The organism is Dongshaea marina (genome assembly GCF_003072645.1).
Lineage (GTDB): Bacteria > Pseudomonadota > Gammaproteobacteria > Enterobacterales > Aeromonadaceae > Dongshaea > Dongshaea marina.
In genome coordinates this window covers 2,972,864-2,987,971 of record NZ_CP028897.1, presented here as the reverse complement: position 1 = coordinate 2,987,971, position 15,108 = coordinate 2,972,864, and the positions used below count along the sequence as shown (strand labels likewise).

Sequence of the window (15,108 nt, the reverse complement as noted above, 5' to 3'; positions counted from 1 at the left end):
ACTGATAATAGTTCTTATTACTATCGGAGCTGGGCTTTGGGGTGTCTGTTTGGGCAACTGTTGGCTCAACCCGTTGCTGTAAAAGCTTGTTTGCAAAGAGCGTTTGTTACATTCACTGGCTGGCCAGGCTTGTTGTTACTGGCCTGCTTCGGTTTATCACCCAGAGCCTATGGCGATCCATTTACCTTTTACACCCACAACCTATCCCGACAGGTAACCTGCATGGAGCACTGGTGCGAAGGGATCCCCCGGCAGGGGAAGCGAGCCTTTCAAGTGGAGGTTGTTAACACCTTGGCTGAGCAACTCGGATATGATGTACCGATGCGTGAGGTTCCGTTTAAGCGGGGTCTTTACGCCGTACAAACCCGAAAAAATATCGTCTTTTTTGCGGTACAGCGCACGGCCGAGCGAGAGAAAACGGTGCAATGGGTGGGGCCCATCTCCGCAGGGACCGACTATTTTTACGAGTGGCGCAGTCGGCCGACCGGGATCCGCTCTTTGAGTGATGCCAGGGACCTTAAAATCTGTGTGCTCAATGGTTCGGTTCATGACCGGCTATTGACCGGGATGGGGTTTACCGCGCTGTCCAGAAATAAAAACTATGCCACCTGTTTCGGGCTGCTCAAGCGTGGCAGGGTTGCCCTGGCGATCACTTCAGAAGACTCTATCGAGCATAAGCTAAGTGCCCATGAAATCTCTCCCGAGTTGGTCCGCAAGACTCCGGTGGTGGTGTTACAGGGGCAGCACTATATTGCGATGTCCAAAAATATTGCTTCCAGTGAGGTCGCACGCTGGAACCGGGCCCTGCAGGAGCTCAAACAGAGCGGGTATATTCGTAAATTGGCCAGACGTTTTCTCGAGCCTGCCTCATGATCTTTTGATCGCCGACTGTACCGATTTCTGTTAAGTCATCCCCTCTGGCTGGGAGCTTAGTCACATTTGATCCGACATACACAGGCGATGACCCTGTTTTCCTGTTCAGCGGTGGTCAGTTTGATTAAGATGAGCTCTGTCCCAATCGATTGTAAAGGAGAACAATGATAATGGACCATACCATTGCACATCTGCAGTTGTTACGTCAGGGAGACGGTAAATGGGGACTTGCTCATGAGGAGAGGGAAGAGGAGTTATCCCGGTCACCTTATCCATCGGATGCTGAATATCGTATCGACCGCGATCTGTTCAGGCTCAAACTCGAAGAACATCATATTCAAAATGGCGATCAGAACTTAAGTTGGGAGCGTATCGATCATATGCTGGAGGATTTCAGGGATCTTCTTGAGCAGAAGTACCGGGATCATGGAGAAGCGACCCGCAGAGCCGCATATGTGGCGGCCAACTACTTTGACATCGAGGCTTAGGGTTTATCCAGGCTGACAGTGAGCCTTATCTTATCCTTGTGAAAACCCTCCGAGTCCGGAGGGTTTTTTAGTTTGAGCGATCAGTGCCTGTCCTGATAATCGAGAAAATCTTTAAACTCGGTCTCATACAGATGAAACAGCACCAGGGTGATGGCGATCACCAGCGGCCCGTAGATGAGGCCCATCAGGCCAAACATGCTGATCCCTCCCATCAATGAAAAGAAGATCACCACGGTTCCCATCGATGCTGCGCCTTGCATAAACCAGGGTCTTAAGAAGTTATCGATGGAGCCGACGATTAAAATGCTCCAGGCCAGCAGAAAGATCCCCCACTGCCATTGACCGGTGATAAACAGAAATAGCACCGCAGGAACCCAGATAAGAGCTGTGCCTACCACAGGGATCAGTGAGGCAAAGGCCATGATGCTGCCCCAAAACAACCCAGGGATCCCAACGATCCAAAAGCCAATACCACCGGCGATTCCCTGAGTGACGGCCGTCAGAAAGGAGCCCAGCAGAGCAGATTTGGAAACGGTTTTGATCTCACGCATCAGGATCTCCTCCTGACTGCGGGAAAGGGGCAGGGCATGGTGGAAAAAACGCACTATGCTGTCGTAATCGCGCAGAATAAAAAACAGCACAAACAGCATCAGCACAAAGCTGAAGATAAAGTGGGTGACATCACCGGCGATCTCGGCACTGATCCCCAAGGCATTTTTCCCCATCTTGGATGCTGCTGCGATCAGATCCTGGGAGATACTGGTGTTTTTCAGCTTATCCAGGGGGAGAACATCCAGAGCCAGCTGATGCAGTTTACTCACCCAGGGGTGAGCCAATAGTTGATCAAACCCTCCGGATTGAACCCAATGCAACAGGGTCGTTGAGTAGACGACGGCCTGACTCAGGATCGCCATCAGCACAAACAGCAGGGGCAGCAGGATCACAAAGGTGAGGAGCAGACAGCTGATAGTTGCGGCAAGATTGGCTCTGCCTCCCAGTTTATCCTGAATCCGCTGATGCAGCGGATGCGCCATCAGACCAAACAGCAGAGCGATCACGATTGGCTGAAGGTAGGGGGAGATCAGGATATAACTGGCAACAATAGAGCAGGCCAGGGCAAGGAGCAGAATCACTCTGCCCGGTTTTCTTTTTAAGTCTGTGCTATCCATAGTATCTCTCTGCGAGCGGGTTTGTTGCGATTGTATATTAACCCAAACCTATCTTATGACAGGCCCGGGTGACAAAAGGATTATCATTTCCCTGAAGCTTGGTGATTAGCTTGTTTTGCTGACACTCCCACGAGCTCGGTGCCTGTTGTGCCCAGGCCTGCATCATCTTCATCTGTGATTTGGATAGTTTAATCCCATAGCGCTGTTGCATATAGAGATAGTCTCGGCCGATAAATCCATGGGTGTAACGGGGAGGTCTGGCTTGTTTTCGTTTAAAGTCGATCGCCATTTCACAGCGACCATACATGCTGGGCCCCTGCCAGTCACTGTATCTGTAGTTGGAGCGATCGCCATTCACCTCACCGATGGAGGGAACCAGGTTGTGCATGTCTCCCTCCATCTGTCGAAACCGGGCCGAGTGCTTTTCACAGGCCTTGCGTCCTCCCTGTTGCCAGCACTTGAGCTGGTGACCAAACCAGTAAGCGGGCATCACATGCTCCCACTCGATTCGGTTGGCTCTTTTTTGCTGCTTGCGAACCTTATAACCGATCTCCTTGAGCTCAGGTATCCCTTTTTTGCCCTGCCAGCTGATGGGAGCCCGGCAATAGAAGGTTGGGATCTGTGGGTGTTGCTGGTAGAGGCGCACCAGCTCACGCTTCGCCGAACGAAAATTTTGCTGGGGGCCGGTTTTGGCAAAGCCGGGCAGGCTGAGAAGCAGGGAAAACAAAGCCGCGACCGTAACACAGAGCTGGGTTGGCAACATGCCGACTATCTCCGGGAGATTAAGGGTTCAAAGGATGGCAGTGTACCTAGGCTCAGTTGAGGTTTCCAATTTTAATCCTGTTGCCTCTGAAAATGGTCTGTGGGTGACGTGAATCGTTAAGTTTAATTGATCTTAATGAGCGATTACCGCTGGATGAAGAATGCATCCGATAGACCTTGGTAAAATCATCAAACGCTGTTTCAGGGACAAGTCTTCAGACCACGACTGTTGGTGGCAAGCGGTTCAGCATCTGCTGTAGGGAGGGCAAGCTTAATTATCTGTAATTGGTGTAAAGGGGGGCTGCGACTTGAGAGCGCTCTGGGCATTGATCATTTGATGAGTGAAGCGGCTGTTATACTTCGGGTAAGTCATCTAGTGGTAATTCAGATGCAAATCCTGTTGCTCATTATCCTGCTCACGTTTCAGGTCGCGGCTTTTGCGGGTCAGCGGGTTAATATTTGTTATGAGGATACAGAGCTAAAGCCTTTTATTCTGGGGTATGACAACTATATACCCGATCATCCCGGGCTGGCCGTTGAGATGGTGTTGCTGGCCGCCAGAGCAAGCGGGCTGGAGGTGGCGTTTCATCGCTCCCCCTGGAAGCGCTGCCTGCGTGAGGTTGAGTTGAGCCGAATGGATGGGATGTTTGCTGCGATCTGGAGCTCTGATCGTGAGCGATTTGCTGTATTTCCCAGGGATGCTGCGGGAGATCTTGATAGCAGGCGCTACTTTTGGCAGCTGCGTTACCCCATCTATGTACGGTTCGATTCCAAGGTCAGCTGGGATGGTAAGCAATTCAGTGGTCTCACCACAGGGATCGGTTCTCCTCCCGGATACATTGCGGCTCAGAGGCTAAAATCTATGGGGGCTTATGCTAAGAACATCTATCTTCCGGATGGAGAGCGAGGACTCAAGATGGTCGCTCTGGGGCGTATCGATGGCTATATCCTCAATGAAGACAGTGCCCGGGAGATGATCTCCCAGTATCGTTTGGGATCCAGCCTTAAGGTACTGCCCAGGCTTTTCATCGACAGTAAACTCTATCTGATCTTTTCAAGAAAGTACTATCAGGAGAGCCCTGAGCAAGCGGAGCAGTTTTGGGACGAGATCACCAAAGTCAGGGAGAGCTCAGGTAAAGCGCTGTTAATAAAATATATGCTTGCTCCACGGGAGGCATCCTGGATCCCTCTTAAGCGCTAAGCAGCCTTAACTCCTCACTTTTAAGCAAGATGCTGGATGTTCAATCGACCAGAGTTAGCGATTGATCTCTCACACCATTCTCAGCGGTTATTTTTACTGTCACATTAATTTCATATTTATCTGCCATAGTGCCTCTACAGCACGACAGGGGAGAGATACCGATGCAAGTTAATCATCTTTTACAAGCGATGGGCAGGGATGAAGTTGAGGCCACACTTATTGCTGAGCGCTTTTCTAAAGTGATGAAGTGCTGTCTTTTTGCCGTGGGGGGCTTGCTCTGTGTTTGTCTCCTGACACTCCTGATGACACAGACTCATTGAGCATAATGATAAAAGGGTGGGATTTGAGGTGTTTGTCCCGGACAAACAGAGCATAAGGAACAACTGGATATGCCTGGAGGCCTGGCTATGGCATCTTTAAACTCAGATGAGTATTCGGCTTCAGGCACACCATTTCTATCTAAGGGGATCTGTTATGCAAAAAATAAATAGGGATCTGGCAAAAAATATTGCCCGTTATTTCTCTTATGACAGCATCATTGATGAAGAGTCTTATCTGATTGATGATCTGTATGCTTGTCCTCCTGAGCTGATTGAGCTAACTCTTGGCCAGAAGTCTGCCCGACAATCCCAGTTGCGGGAGTTGTCTGCTTCAGGCTCGTCCACAATGAAGGGTGATTACAGCTCCTAAGCTTAAGCAAGGCTCCGCCTGTGACAAATAGCGAGCTAATTCTGCTGGATTGGTGAGCCTTGCTCATTATCTTTCGGCTCATAACCCGAGACTTACAAAAAAAGCCCTCCGAAGAGGGCTTGCATCAAATCGATAACAAATAGGCTGTCCTTCGCTCCAGTCAAAGGCTAAGACCAGAGCCGCTTCGAAGGACACTATAAGTATAGTTGCAGTGAAAATTCCCGTGGAATTTTTAGGCGTTATTGACCCTTCCAATGTTGGAGCTATTGCCCCCGAAATGGTCTGTTCGTGACCTGAGTTACCAGGTTCAGAGGTTCTAAATGAGTGATAAGCAGCAATGAGCAGGACTTTTTCAGGCGCAATCCATAGGCCAGTGGCTATGCTTCCACCCATCTTCTGTCTGGCCGACAAATTGCCAGCGACACAAGCCGTTCTGAAACCTCAACGCAGCCCGGAAGGCAGGCAGCAGGCAAAAAAAGACGCCCAACCTGAGAAGGGCGCTCTAGCACAATCTACTATCTTTCCTTGGGTCATGCACCTGGATACTTCTTTGTGGTTTCGCAGGCGATGACCGGAGTATCTTAAAAGCACCCGGGCCAGTCTCAAAGCGATTTTTGAAAAATTTCCATTTTTCTTAAAGTAATGCTCAATTGCTAAAAATCGGCTAAATATCAAAAAGACAGCATCTGTGTCAGACTTAGGGGATAAAAGCTACCCACATGGCAGTCGGGGTCAATGAAAAATAGTTATCGGATCACCATCTCAGATCTTCATGGTACGCGGCACTTTTCTGTAAAAAAGATCATGTTTCGTTATCTGGCCTATGCGGCGATCTTCACCCTGTTGCTGCTTGGGATAGGCACCGCCATCATCTCTTATCTGTCTCACAGGGTCGATCTTGCCCGGCAACAGGTTGTGATCCAGCAGCATACCGTCTCCGGGCTCAAGGGTGATATCTCACAGCTGATGAGCAAGAAACGCGAGATAGAAAACAGCCTGGATGATAAACGGGCCGAGCTGGTGCACTTTAACCTGAGAATGGATGAACTCGAACAGACCCTTGGGTTACGCAGTGAGCGGGAACTTAGAGAGCAGGAGAAGAAGGCCCAGCCCGATAGCCATGAAGTTGAGTTGAGATTACAAAACCTGGCAACGGACTCCGTGTTGCGCGCCGTCATGCTGGAGCTGATCCCCAGTGGAAAGCCCCTTGAGTATAGATACGCCTCATCCAAGTTTGGCATGAGAGAGAATCCGATCACCAAAAAGCGCGAGCGTCATCCGGGGATCGATTTGGTGGCTTCGATGGGGACGCCCATCTATGCGCCCGCCGATGGCGTGGTGGAGTATATGCGCCGGGGAAAAAAGGGCTATGGTAATTTTATGATCCTCAATCACTCATTTGGCTTTACCACCCTGTATGGGCATCTGTCCAAATTTAATGTCAGCTATGGGAAATTTGTGCATAAAGGAGATCTGATCGCCTGGTCAGGAAACTCCGGGGACTCTACTGGACCTCACCTCCATTATGAAGTACGTTTTTTATCGCGGGTGCTGGATCCGGTGAACTTCATGAATTGGTCATCGACCAATTTTTCTCAGTTGTTTAGCAAGGAGAAGCGAGTCAAATGGGCATCTTTAGTCGCAGTGATCGACCAGACGGTGAGAATTCCACAACAACTGTTATCGCCCGTGGTTGTAGCATCCAGGGAGCCCTCTCCCTAGAGTGTGATATCCATGTCGATGGCTATGTTGAAGGAAAACTTGAGACCAGCCAAACCCTGATTGTGGGTAAAGAGGGGCGGGTGAAGGGGAATATATGTGCCAAACGGGTACTTGTTAGTGGCCTGATCGAGGGCGAATGTGCCGCCAACGGGATTGAGATCCTGAGCAACGGAACCGTCAAAGGGATCATCTACTCCAGCGATCTCAGTATCGAAAAGGGCGGCCATTTTGTGGGGGAAACCAAAGAATCGGAAGGGACTCAGGTGATAACACCTATTGAGGAGGCGAAAAAACAGCCCCCGAAAAAGCAGCCCGGGGAGCAGGCCAAGACATCCGGGGCCTGAGCTGTGGTGGTCATTGATAGAGCCTCCGTCAGCTGACCCCTTAAAAGGCAGGCGTCTATACTTAAGCCGTGTTAAGGACAAGGAGAGTCTGGCATGAGCACTCTACTGCAACGGATCCTTTTGAGCATCTCATTGCCCCTTATCTCCCTAGGGGTGAGTGGTGCCGATCTTAAATCCTACCTGAATCAATACTTCTCGGGTTCAGCCATTCAATTTGGCTACGGGAGTGGTACCTCCTCCAACAATCCCAGGGTCGAACTTGAGGTTCACTATTGTGCCAGCGGCCTTTATTACAGTGGCGGCCGCTCCTGCCGGCCCAATATCATTGCCAAGGGTTACCAATGTACCCCGGTTCAGGATATGGGGCGCTGGCAGATCGCAACTCAGGGAAATCAGGCTGCTTTGCAGTGGAGTTCAAACTCAAGTGGTCCCGGAGCCGTGATGTTGCATCTTCGAAATGATGGTGTGGTGGTGGATCCAAGGGGGAACCCCTTTGTCAGGATAGGACGGGCTCAGTGCAGATAGTGATTTATCCCGACTGCATTTTGTAGTATAAGCTTCGCTCCAATCTATCCAAGTATACAGGATCCCCATGTCGGATAAGTTTTTCTATAAAGGGCGTAAGCAAAAAAAGCCCAAACACGAGAGCTACGGGTATAACACCAAGCGCTCAGCCAAAGCGGGCTCGCAGACCAACCCTCTGAAGCTGACGGTTCCAGATGAAGAGCGTAAGGCTGAGGTTCAAGCTATCTTGCTGGAGCATGATCTGGTGGGCCAGATCAAGGTTGAGGCCTCGGCGCAGGAGAATATCCTGGAGCTGGAAGCTATCCTCAACAAGCCCCAAACTCAGACGTTTGAGAAACAACCAAACCGTAATGAGCCTTGTACCTGCGGCAGTGGTAAAAAATATAAAAAGTGTTGTGGTCAGTAACCAGCAGGCCCGCATTTTCGATGATGAGCAGGCGAGCGGCTCCCCGGGCCAGGAAGCCCTCGGGGATAAGCATGCAAACACAGGTGGAGCCTGGGTTTGCCTTTGAGGTAGACTGACGTTAATACTTTTTGGTGAGTGAAAGCATGTCTGAAGATGAATTTGAGGTAGAAGCGGTCGGGATTGAGATCTCCTCTCAACCGATTGAGTTGTATAAGATACTCAAGCTTGCTGATGTGGTCAGTGGGGGCGGAGAGGCAAAGCAGGCGATCTCCCAAGGCTATGTAGGCGTCAATGGCGAGCAGGAGCTTCGCAAGCGTCGCAAAATATACGATGGCGATCTCATCACCTTTAATGGCGAGTTCTACCTGGTGATCTGTGAGCAGTCACCCCAGGATAGCCCTCAGCAGTTACCAGAGCAGCCAGCGGCTATGAGCCGGGAGCAGAAAGCCCCCACAAAGCCTGCAAAATCTAAGGTGGATAAAAAGAAGCCATCTACCGGGCGTAAGCCGATCCGTTTTTAAGCGGATCGAACCGGGCTGGACCTGGGATGCTTAGCCTATTTGAGATGGGGAGCAAGTAGCGTCATCCAGCTGTCATCGAGCTGTTGATACTCGTCGATACATGACTCGACTCTTTCCCGGGACAGTCCTGCTTGCTGGGCCATCTCCTGATAATGCGAAGGATCATGCCCCACCACATGGCACAGCGTCTGGAAAAAGCGCTGCAAGTCCAGGCTATGCTCCCCTTGGAGTTGAACATCGTCAATCTCGTCGCTATCTTCGCTTTCAAGCTCAAACAGCTGGGCGGCACTGATGGCGATCTCTGAGCCCTGTTCAAACTCGTTGATTAGCATCCAGGTGGCTAACCCGTCGACCGCATCCTCCTCCCGGCCCACAACCGGAAGTTGATAGGCAGAGATCAGCGCATGGCCCAGCTCATGAAACAGGGTATGCATCAGTACATCCTGGGTGGCTTCACTGACCGGGATCCCCAATTGCTTTTCCCCGATGCCCTCAAATCGTTCAGTGACCTCAAGAATAAAGGCGTAGGGGATCTCGATCTGGTTGGTTTCGGGATCGTACAGAGGACCATCGGTTGCCCCAAAGCTGATGGTGAGGGGTTCAGATAATTTGAAGGTTTCATCGACAAGGGCGCGAAACTGGCGGATAGCTTCAGCTCCCTCCAGCTGCTGGCGGATAAGCTGCTCCTGACGATCTTTTGCGGGAAGGAACTCTATGAACAGTTCAGCCTCAGCGCCCCGGGTTGGAGAGCTTAGCAGGGTGGTTAACAGGATCCCAAGGAGTGCCAGCTGTTTCATGTCGTGATCCTTCCCATGGATTTTGGGTTTGTTACTTGCTAACCATAGCATGCAAGATCTTAAGTGAATAACAAGCCAGGGCTTGGTTCAGCTGTTCAGGGTTAAGCGGAGAGCACTCTTTTGTCGACAGAGGCAAAGTGGCAGGAGTGTGTTGCACAAGCCTGAGAGTTGAACTTGCTGGCCGAGAATAGATTTGCCCTGGTCGGCTAAGAAGGGGACCACAGATATCGGCGGGTCCCCGGGATATGAGTTAGCGCACAAACGGATTGGAGAGCCGCTCATTGCCAAAGGTTGAGTTGGGTCCATGGCCCGGAATAAAGGTGACTTCATCACCGAGCGGGAACAGCTTGTTCTTAATCGAGCTGATAAGTTCGGCGTGGTTGCCCTGGGGGAAGTCGGTGCGACCGATGGAGCGGTAGAACAGCACATCACCCACAAAGGCAAGCTGAGGCTGGGCTGCAAAAAACACCACATGGCCTGGGGTGTGTCCCGGGCAGTGCAGAACCTGAAGCTGCTGTTGACCCAGGGTGATAGTTTCACCCTCGCTGAGCCAGCGATCCGGAGTAAAAGATTCAATGCTTGGCAGGCCAAACATCTTTGCCTGCTCCGGCAGCTGCTCTAACCAGAACTGATCCGCCTGATGAGGCCCGATGAGCTCACAATCGAGCAGTTTGCTCAGCTCTTTGGCCGCGCCCACATGGTCCAGGTGGCCATGGGTGAGTAGCACCTTGGTGAGTTTGACTCCCTTGTCGGCAATGATCTGAGCCAGCTTTCCAAGCTCACCACCGGGATCGATGATCGCCGCTTCCATGGTGTCGGTACACCAGACTAAGGAGCAGTTCTGCTGAAATGGGGTAACCGGAATGATTTGATATTCAAGCATAACAATCGCCTATGTTGGCAAAATGAATAAGTGGCCGGAGCCTGGGCCCCGGCTTTGGAGTTAACTCAGTTTCTCCCTGATAAACTCAAGGCAGGCCTGGCGATCGCCCTGAAACGTGATCCGTGAGCCTTTGCGCTGCTGCTGGTAGCTGTACATGGGATCGTAATAACGCTCCAGTAGCTCATGGATCCAGGCCAGGTGAGCTTGGGTATCACCATTGTCGAGCTGGGTATCAATGGCGGATTGCAACTTATCATTGATGCTGCGAAGCCCCTGATCGCCTAAGCGTTTCTTGAGGCGGGTCAGGCTATCGGTCAGGTATTGACGATAGGCCGGGATCCCGGATGTCTCTCCGTAGTGGCGAAGGTAGCGCTGATACATGTCATCGACATAATCCTCACGGATCTGCTGGGCTCGCTCCTCCTGTGTCGCTTCCAGCGCCACGATCGGAGCTTGTTGCATGGTGTCATACAGAGTATCGGGCAGGCAGCAGCGACCGATGAGGCGGCTTTCATCCTCAACAATAAAGCTGTGCTGTCCCTGCTGGTACTGCTCCAGAATCGACTTAGCCAGGGCGTTTTCAAAATTGATCTGGCAGGGCTGCTCTTCAATCATCCGTCCGAAAGAGGATCCCCTGTGATGGGCCAGTCCCTCAAGATCGATCGCCATCTTCAGCTGGTGGAGCAGGTGGGTCTTACCACTTCCGGTCATTCCGCTCAGGACCCACCAGTTATCCCTGACGCAGGACTGCTCAATGGTATCGATCAGATAGCGACGCAGGGCCTTATAGCCCCCCTGGACTCGTGGACGGGAGTAGCCCTCGTTTGCCAGCCATTGCTGAGTGATCCGTGAACGATCGCCGCCACGAAAACAGCAGAGGATGGCATCCGGGTGCTCCTCAAGCTCCCGGATCCACCCCTGGAGCCGTTGCTGCTTGAGTTCCCCACTGATGAGCTTATGTCCCAACACCATCGCAGCTTCTGGCCCCTGCTTTTTGTAACAGGTTCCGACGGCGGCGCGCTGATCGTCATCCAGAATGGGAAGATTGATGCTGCACGGAATAGCGCCCTGTGAAAACTCACAAGGCGCCCGAACATCGATCAGGGGGCGATTTTCGACAATTAATCGTTCGAAATCGCTAAACAGCTCACTCATCCACAACCTCAACCAGTGACCCCTCACCTGCGGGCAGCAGCTCACCGATCGGGCTGAGATCCAATCCGTGACTCCGGGTCAGCTCAAGGAATGCCTCTTCGCCCTCTGGCCGAACCGCGACCAGCAGGCCACCACTGGTCTGAGGATCGCACAGCAGGTTGCGCTGGCGCTCGGTCAGCTCACCGGCCTTGTGCCCGTAGGATGCAAAATTACGGCAGGTTCCTCCGGGTACACAACCCTGCTCAAGGTAGTGGTCGATGGCGGGCAGGGTGGGTAGGCGGCCCAGTTCAATTCGGGCGCGAACTCCTGAGCCTTCACACATCTCCAGCAAGTGACCCATCAGGCCAAACCCTGTCACATCGGTCATTGCCGTGACTCCGGGAAGTTCAGCCAGCTGTCCGCCAATCTTATTGATGGCACACATGGCTTCAGGGGCGAGAGAGGCATGCTCGGCTTGCAGAACGCCTTTTTTCTGGGCCGTGGTGAGGATCCCGATCCCCAGGGGTTTGGTCAGGTACAGTTTGCAACCCGCTTCAGCGGTATCGTTCTGCTTGAGTCGATCCAGGTTGACGATACCGGTCACCGCCAGGCCAAAGATCGGCTCGGGGGAGTCGATACTATGGCCGCCAGCCAGGGAGATCCCGGCATCACGACAAGCTTGACGTCCACCATCGACCACCTGCTGAGCCACCTCGGCAGGAAGTTTTTCGATTGGCCAGCCAAGAATCGCGATCGCCATGATCGGGGTGCCACCCATGGCATAGATATCACTGATCGCATTGGTCGCCGCGATACGGCCAAAGGTAAAGGGATCATCGACAATGGGCATGAAAAAATCTGTGGTTGAAACAATTCCTTTTCCATCTCCAATATCAACGACGGCTGCATCATCTTTGCTGCTGTTACCAACGACCAGGTTGGGATCGTTAAAGGTAGGCAGCTGACTTTTTAAAATAGTTTCGAGTACATTGGGTGCAATTTTGCACCCACAACCTGCGCCGTGGCTGTATTGGGTCAGGCGAATATCGCTCATGGCCGATTCCTTGCTAATTCGTTGGGAGAGCTATTTTAAAAAAAGCTTCCGACAGAAGCGAGCATAAATAGTAAGGAAATAGGCTTAAAGGGGCCTAAAGGACAATTTTGTGGGGGAGCGCCGGCAAAAAACTGTGGATTCGCGGGAAGCGGGTATCCGCACTTCTGCTTTGTCTACCTTCGCTGCGACTGAGACGATAATTTAATCATCGGCATCAGCGCCTGTGGGAACTGGATTCTCACAGTGTTATCCACAGCCAGTTCACAGTTAATGTGGACAGAATAATCAGCTGGCTGCGGATGGTGACGAATAAGGTGCAAGCAGGTTATAAGCTGGCTCTTGCTGAGCCAGCTTGCTGTTACCTACTTGTCATCAAAAATGGTGAGCTCGTCAGGATATGGGATCGAGCTTTGAGCCCCCATCCGGGTGACGGATAGGGCACTGGCCTTGTGGGCGAAGCGGATCGCATCCTTCATGGCGTCTCCCCGGCTCAGGGCAACCAGCAGAGCACCGTTAAAGGTATCTCCGGCGGCCGTCGTATCCTTTGCTTCGACCCTGAAGCCCGGGATCAGCTCTCCCTGGCCCTGCTGGTAAAGGTAGGCTCCCTGGGCCCCCATGGTGATGATCACCATCTCGACCCCTTTGCTCGCCAGGAGTTCGGCAGCTTGCTGAGCCGTGGCGGTATCTGTCACCTTGACTCCTGTCAGGATCTCCGCTTCGGTTTCGTTGGGGGTAATAAGATACAGCTGTGAAAGCAGCTCATCGTCGAGGGGACGGGCGGGAGCCGGGTTGAGGACGATCCGGGTGTTGGCCTGGCTCGCGATCTCAACGGCACGCTCAATGCCATCAAGAGGAGTTTCAAGCTGCATCAACAGGTAGTCTGCTTGCTGGATCACCTCCTGTTTATCACCGACAACGTCGGCGCTGAGTTTGGCGTTGGCATTTTGCGCGATCGAGATGCAGTTATGACCTTCACTATCCACCAGGATCAGCGCGACCCCGGTTGACTCACCTTCACAAATCCGCACGTGATCCGTGTTTATGCCATCAGAACGAAAGCTCTCAACGGCCTCATGGGCAGCTGCGTCGTCTCCAACACAGGCGATGAAGCTTGGCTTTGCCCCAAGTCGGGCCGCTGCCACCGCCTGGTTGGCTCCTTTGCCTCCGCGAGCCTGCTGATAGCTGTGGCCCATGATGGTTTCACCCTGCTGAGGCAGGCGAGGGGATTGCACCGCATGATCCAGGTTGACGCTTCCCAGTACTACGATATTTTTTTGAGTCATTATTTTTATCCTCTGTTTAGCTATTGGCAGCGATGATCAGGATGATCCCTAAGATGTAGAAGGCAAACACCAGGGCCAGCAGCTTGTTGGTTCCCTTTGGTGCCGAGGAGAACTCCCGCCAGATGAACACTCCCCAGATCACGGCGATCATGGTGGCCCCCTGGCCCAATCCGTAAGAGACCGCATAACCGGCGACCCCAGAGGCCAGAATGCTAAAGGACATGCCGACACTCCAGATCACCCCGCCAAGGATACCGAAACCGTGCTCTTTGCGGCTACCTTTAAAATAGGCTCGCCCGCTCACCGGCTTACCCGAGATCGGCTTTTTCATCACCAACAGGTTCCATACAAAGTTGGAGAGGAAAACACCGAGGGAAAATAGCACCAGTGCCGTGTAGGGTGTGAGTTTCCCTGAGGCCGGGTGGCTGAAGTCAAGAGCCATTGAGGAGGCTACAAAGCGGTAGAACCAGCCCATGATCACCCCGGCAATAATCGCAGTGATCATTCCCTTGAGCTTATTGGAGTTTTCACCCGTCTGGATCCGCTTGTATGCCAGAGCCGTCAGCACAATCGCCAGGGTCACACAGCCAACCCCGGCAAACAGCAGCTCTGGGTTGCCCTGAGGCGTGCCTATGTAGTTGGTGATCACCCCAAGAACCAGGGCCAGTCCCACCCCGATCGGGAACGCAACGGCCATGCCTGCGAGATCGATGGCGGCAACCAGCAGAATGTTGGACAGGTTAAAGATGATCCCCCCAGAAGTGCCGATCCCAGGTTGTTCCAGTCTGCCTGGTGGAGATCCAGAATAAAGGGGCGCCCCTCCTGTCCCATGGAGCCTGCGGTAAAGGCGAGGACCAGTGAGAAGAGCAGGATCCCGATAGCGTAATCCCAGTAGAACAGCTGAAATGGCCAGCGCTTGCCATCAACCAGTTTGGTTGCATTCGCCCAGGAGCCCCAGCACATCATGGTAATGATGCACATCACCATCGCAATCGTATATGAATGAACGGTAAACATAATCTCTCCATAGTTCGCCCCTGAGGGCCAATATCTGAGTGAGTCACACGAATTTCAACGGATCGGGCTTTGTATTTAAAACCGCTAATCAGCATATTCGAGATGTTTTTTTGCTTTTTTATTCCAAGGAAAACGTTTGCGCAGATGATATTTGATCCTTTTACTCAGAGCAAACCAACACTGCTCCAAATGAGATCTCGCTCTCAATTGATCCCTTTCGGGCTGGTTAGCCAGTCAAA

The 15,108-nt window shown here is 52.2% G+C and carries 18 protein-coding genes; 9 read left to right on the top strand and 9 right to left on the bottom strand.

All coding sequences use genetic code 11. The features are described 5' to 3' along the window. The first annotated feature begins 222 nt into the window (after window positions 1–222). Window positions 223–873 (top strand): substrate-binding periplasmic protein, encoded by a 651-nt coding sequence (locus DB847_RS14130; RefSeq protein ID WP_159084634.1) that lies wholly within the window; start codon window positions 223–225, stop codon window positions 871–873. Window positions 874–1,043: 170 nt separating this feature from the next. Beyond that, on the top strand, window positions 1,044–1,361 hold the full coding sequence (locus DB847_RS14125) for a hypothetical protein (protein ID WP_108651280.1): 318 nt from the start codon (window positions 1,044–1,046) through the stop codon (window positions 1,359–1,361). Window positions 1,362–1,441: 80 nt separating this feature from the next. Here the strand turns inward: DB847_RS14125 and DB847_RS14120 are convergent, their stop codons facing one another. Beyond that, window positions 1,442–2,530, bottom strand: coding sequence for an AI-2E family transporter (locus DB847_RS14120; protein ID WP_108651279.1), 1,089 nt, complete (start codon window positions 2,528–2,530; stop codon window positions 1,442–1,444). Window positions 2,531–2,567: 37 nt separating this feature from the next. Beyond that, window positions 2,568–3,293 carry an endonuclease gene (locus tag DB847_RS14115; RefSeq protein WP_108651278.1) on the bottom strand — a complete coding sequence of 242 codons (726 nt, stop codon included), beginning with the start codon at window positions 3,291–3,293 and terminating at the stop codon, window positions 2,568–2,570. A 387-nt stretch (window positions 3,294–3,680) separates the two neighbouring features. On the opposite strand from DB847_RS14115, the gene DB847_RS14110 reads away from it, so the two are divergent. The 7 genes from DB847_RS14110 to DB847_RS14075 all read left to right on the top strand — a co-directional run bounded on the left by DB847_RS14110 (window position 3,681) and on the right by DB847_RS14075 (window position 8,701). Next, the gene (locus tag DB847_RS14110) at window positions 3,681–4,493 is read left to right on the top strand and encodes a substrate-binding periplasmic protein (RefSeq protein ID WP_159084633.1); all 813 of its coding nucleotides are present in this window, start codon (window positions 3,681–3,683) and stop codon (window positions 4,491–4,493) included. Between the two features lie 474 nt (window positions 4,494–4,967). Further along, the gene (locus DB847_RS14105; protein WP_108651276.1) at window positions 4,968–5,183 is read left to right on the top strand and encodes a hypothetical protein; all 216 of its coding nucleotides are present in this window, start codon (window positions 4,968–4,970) and stop codon (window positions 5,181–5,183) included. A 735-nt stretch (window positions 5,184–5,918) separates the two neighbouring features. Then, a complete protein-coding gene (locus DB847_RS14095; RefSeq protein ID WP_108651274.1) occupies window positions 5,919–6,905 on the top strand; it encodes a peptidoglycan DD-metalloendopeptidase family protein in 987 nt (328 codons plus the stop codon). After that, entirely contained in the window at window positions 6,809–7,249 is a 441-nt protein-coding gene (locus DB847_RS14090; protein ID WP_108651273.1) for a bactofilin family protein, read from the top strand. The genes DB847_RS14095 and DB847_RS14090 overlap by 97 nt, the downstream gene beginning before the upstream one ends. A gap of 93 nt (window positions 7,250–7,342) precedes the next feature. Beyond that, window positions 7,343–7,774, top strand: coding sequence for a hypothetical protein (locus DB847_RS14085; protein WP_108651272.1), 432 nt, complete (start codon window positions 7,343–7,345; stop codon window positions 7,772–7,774). A gap of 67 nt (window positions 7,775–7,841) precedes the next feature. Next, complete coding sequence (locus DB847_RS14080) at window positions 7,842–8,180, top strand: PBPRA1643 family SWIM/SEC-C metal-binding motif protein (RefSeq protein ID WP_108651271.1); 339 nt, start codon at window positions 7,842–7,844, stop codon at window positions 8,178–8,180. Between the two features lie 143 nt (window positions 8,181–8,323). Continuing rightward, on the top strand, window positions 8,324–8,701 hold the full coding sequence (locus tag DB847_RS14075) for an RNA-binding S4 domain-containing protein (protein WP_108651270.1): 378 nt from the start codon (window positions 8,324–8,326) through the stop codon (window positions 8,699–8,701). A gap of 35 nt (window positions 8,702–8,736) precedes the next feature. Here the strand turns inward: DB847_RS14075 and DB847_RS14070 are convergent, their stop codons facing one another. From DB847_RS14070 to DB847_RS25675, 7 genes are all read right to left on the bottom strand, one after another. Continuing rightward, complete coding sequence (locus DB847_RS14070) at window positions 8,737–9,498, bottom strand: DUF4344 domain-containing metallopeptidase (RefSeq protein ID WP_159084632.1); 762 nt, start codon at window positions 9,496–9,498, stop codon at window positions 8,737–8,739. Window positions 9,499–9,748: 250 nt separating this feature from the next. After that, the gene (locus tag DB847_RS14065) at window positions 9,749–10,381 is read right to left on the bottom strand and encodes an MBL fold metallo-hydrolase (RefSeq protein ID WP_108651268.1); all 633 of its coding nucleotides are present in this window, start codon (window positions 10,379–10,381) and stop codon (window positions 9,749–9,751) included. A gap of 60 nt (window positions 10,382–10,441) precedes the next feature. Then, window positions 10,442–11,536: a tRNA 2-selenouridine(34) synthase MnmH gene (mnmH, locus tag DB847_RS14060; protein WP_108651267.1), complete on the bottom strand. Its 1,095-nt coding sequence runs from the start codon at window positions 11,534–11,536 to the stop codon at window positions 10,442–10,444. Further along, window positions 11,529–12,569 carry a selenide, water dikinase SelD gene (gene selD, locus DB847_RS14055; RefSeq protein ID WP_108651266.1) on the bottom strand — a complete coding sequence of 347 codons (1,041 nt, stop codon included), beginning with the start codon at window positions 12,567–12,569 and terminating at the stop codon, window positions 11,529–11,531. Before selD ends, mnmH begins: the two co-directional genes overlap by 8 nt. A gap of 362 nt (window positions 12,570–12,931) precedes the next feature. Next, window positions 12,932–13,852: a ribokinase gene (rbsK, locus tag DB847_RS14050; protein WP_108651265.1), complete on the bottom strand. Its 921-nt coding sequence runs from the start codon at window positions 13,850–13,852 to the stop codon at window positions 12,932–12,934. A 16-nt stretch (window positions 13,853–13,868) separates the two neighbouring features. Further along, on the bottom strand, window positions 13,869–14,564 hold the full coding sequence (locus DB847_RS14045) for a GRP family sugar transporter (RefSeq protein WP_234418621.1): 696 nt from the start codon (window positions 14,562–14,564) through the stop codon (window positions 13,869–13,871). Beyond that, window positions 14,498–14,869 carry a hypothetical protein gene (locus DB847_RS25675; RefSeq protein ID WP_234418407.1) on the bottom strand — a complete coding sequence of 124 codons (372 nt, stop codon included), beginning with the start codon at window positions 14,867–14,869 and terminating at the stop codon, window positions 14,498–14,500. Before DB847_RS25675 ends, DB847_RS14045 begins: the two co-directional genes overlap by 67 nt. Between the last annotated feature and the right edge of the window lie 239 nt (window positions 14,870–15,108).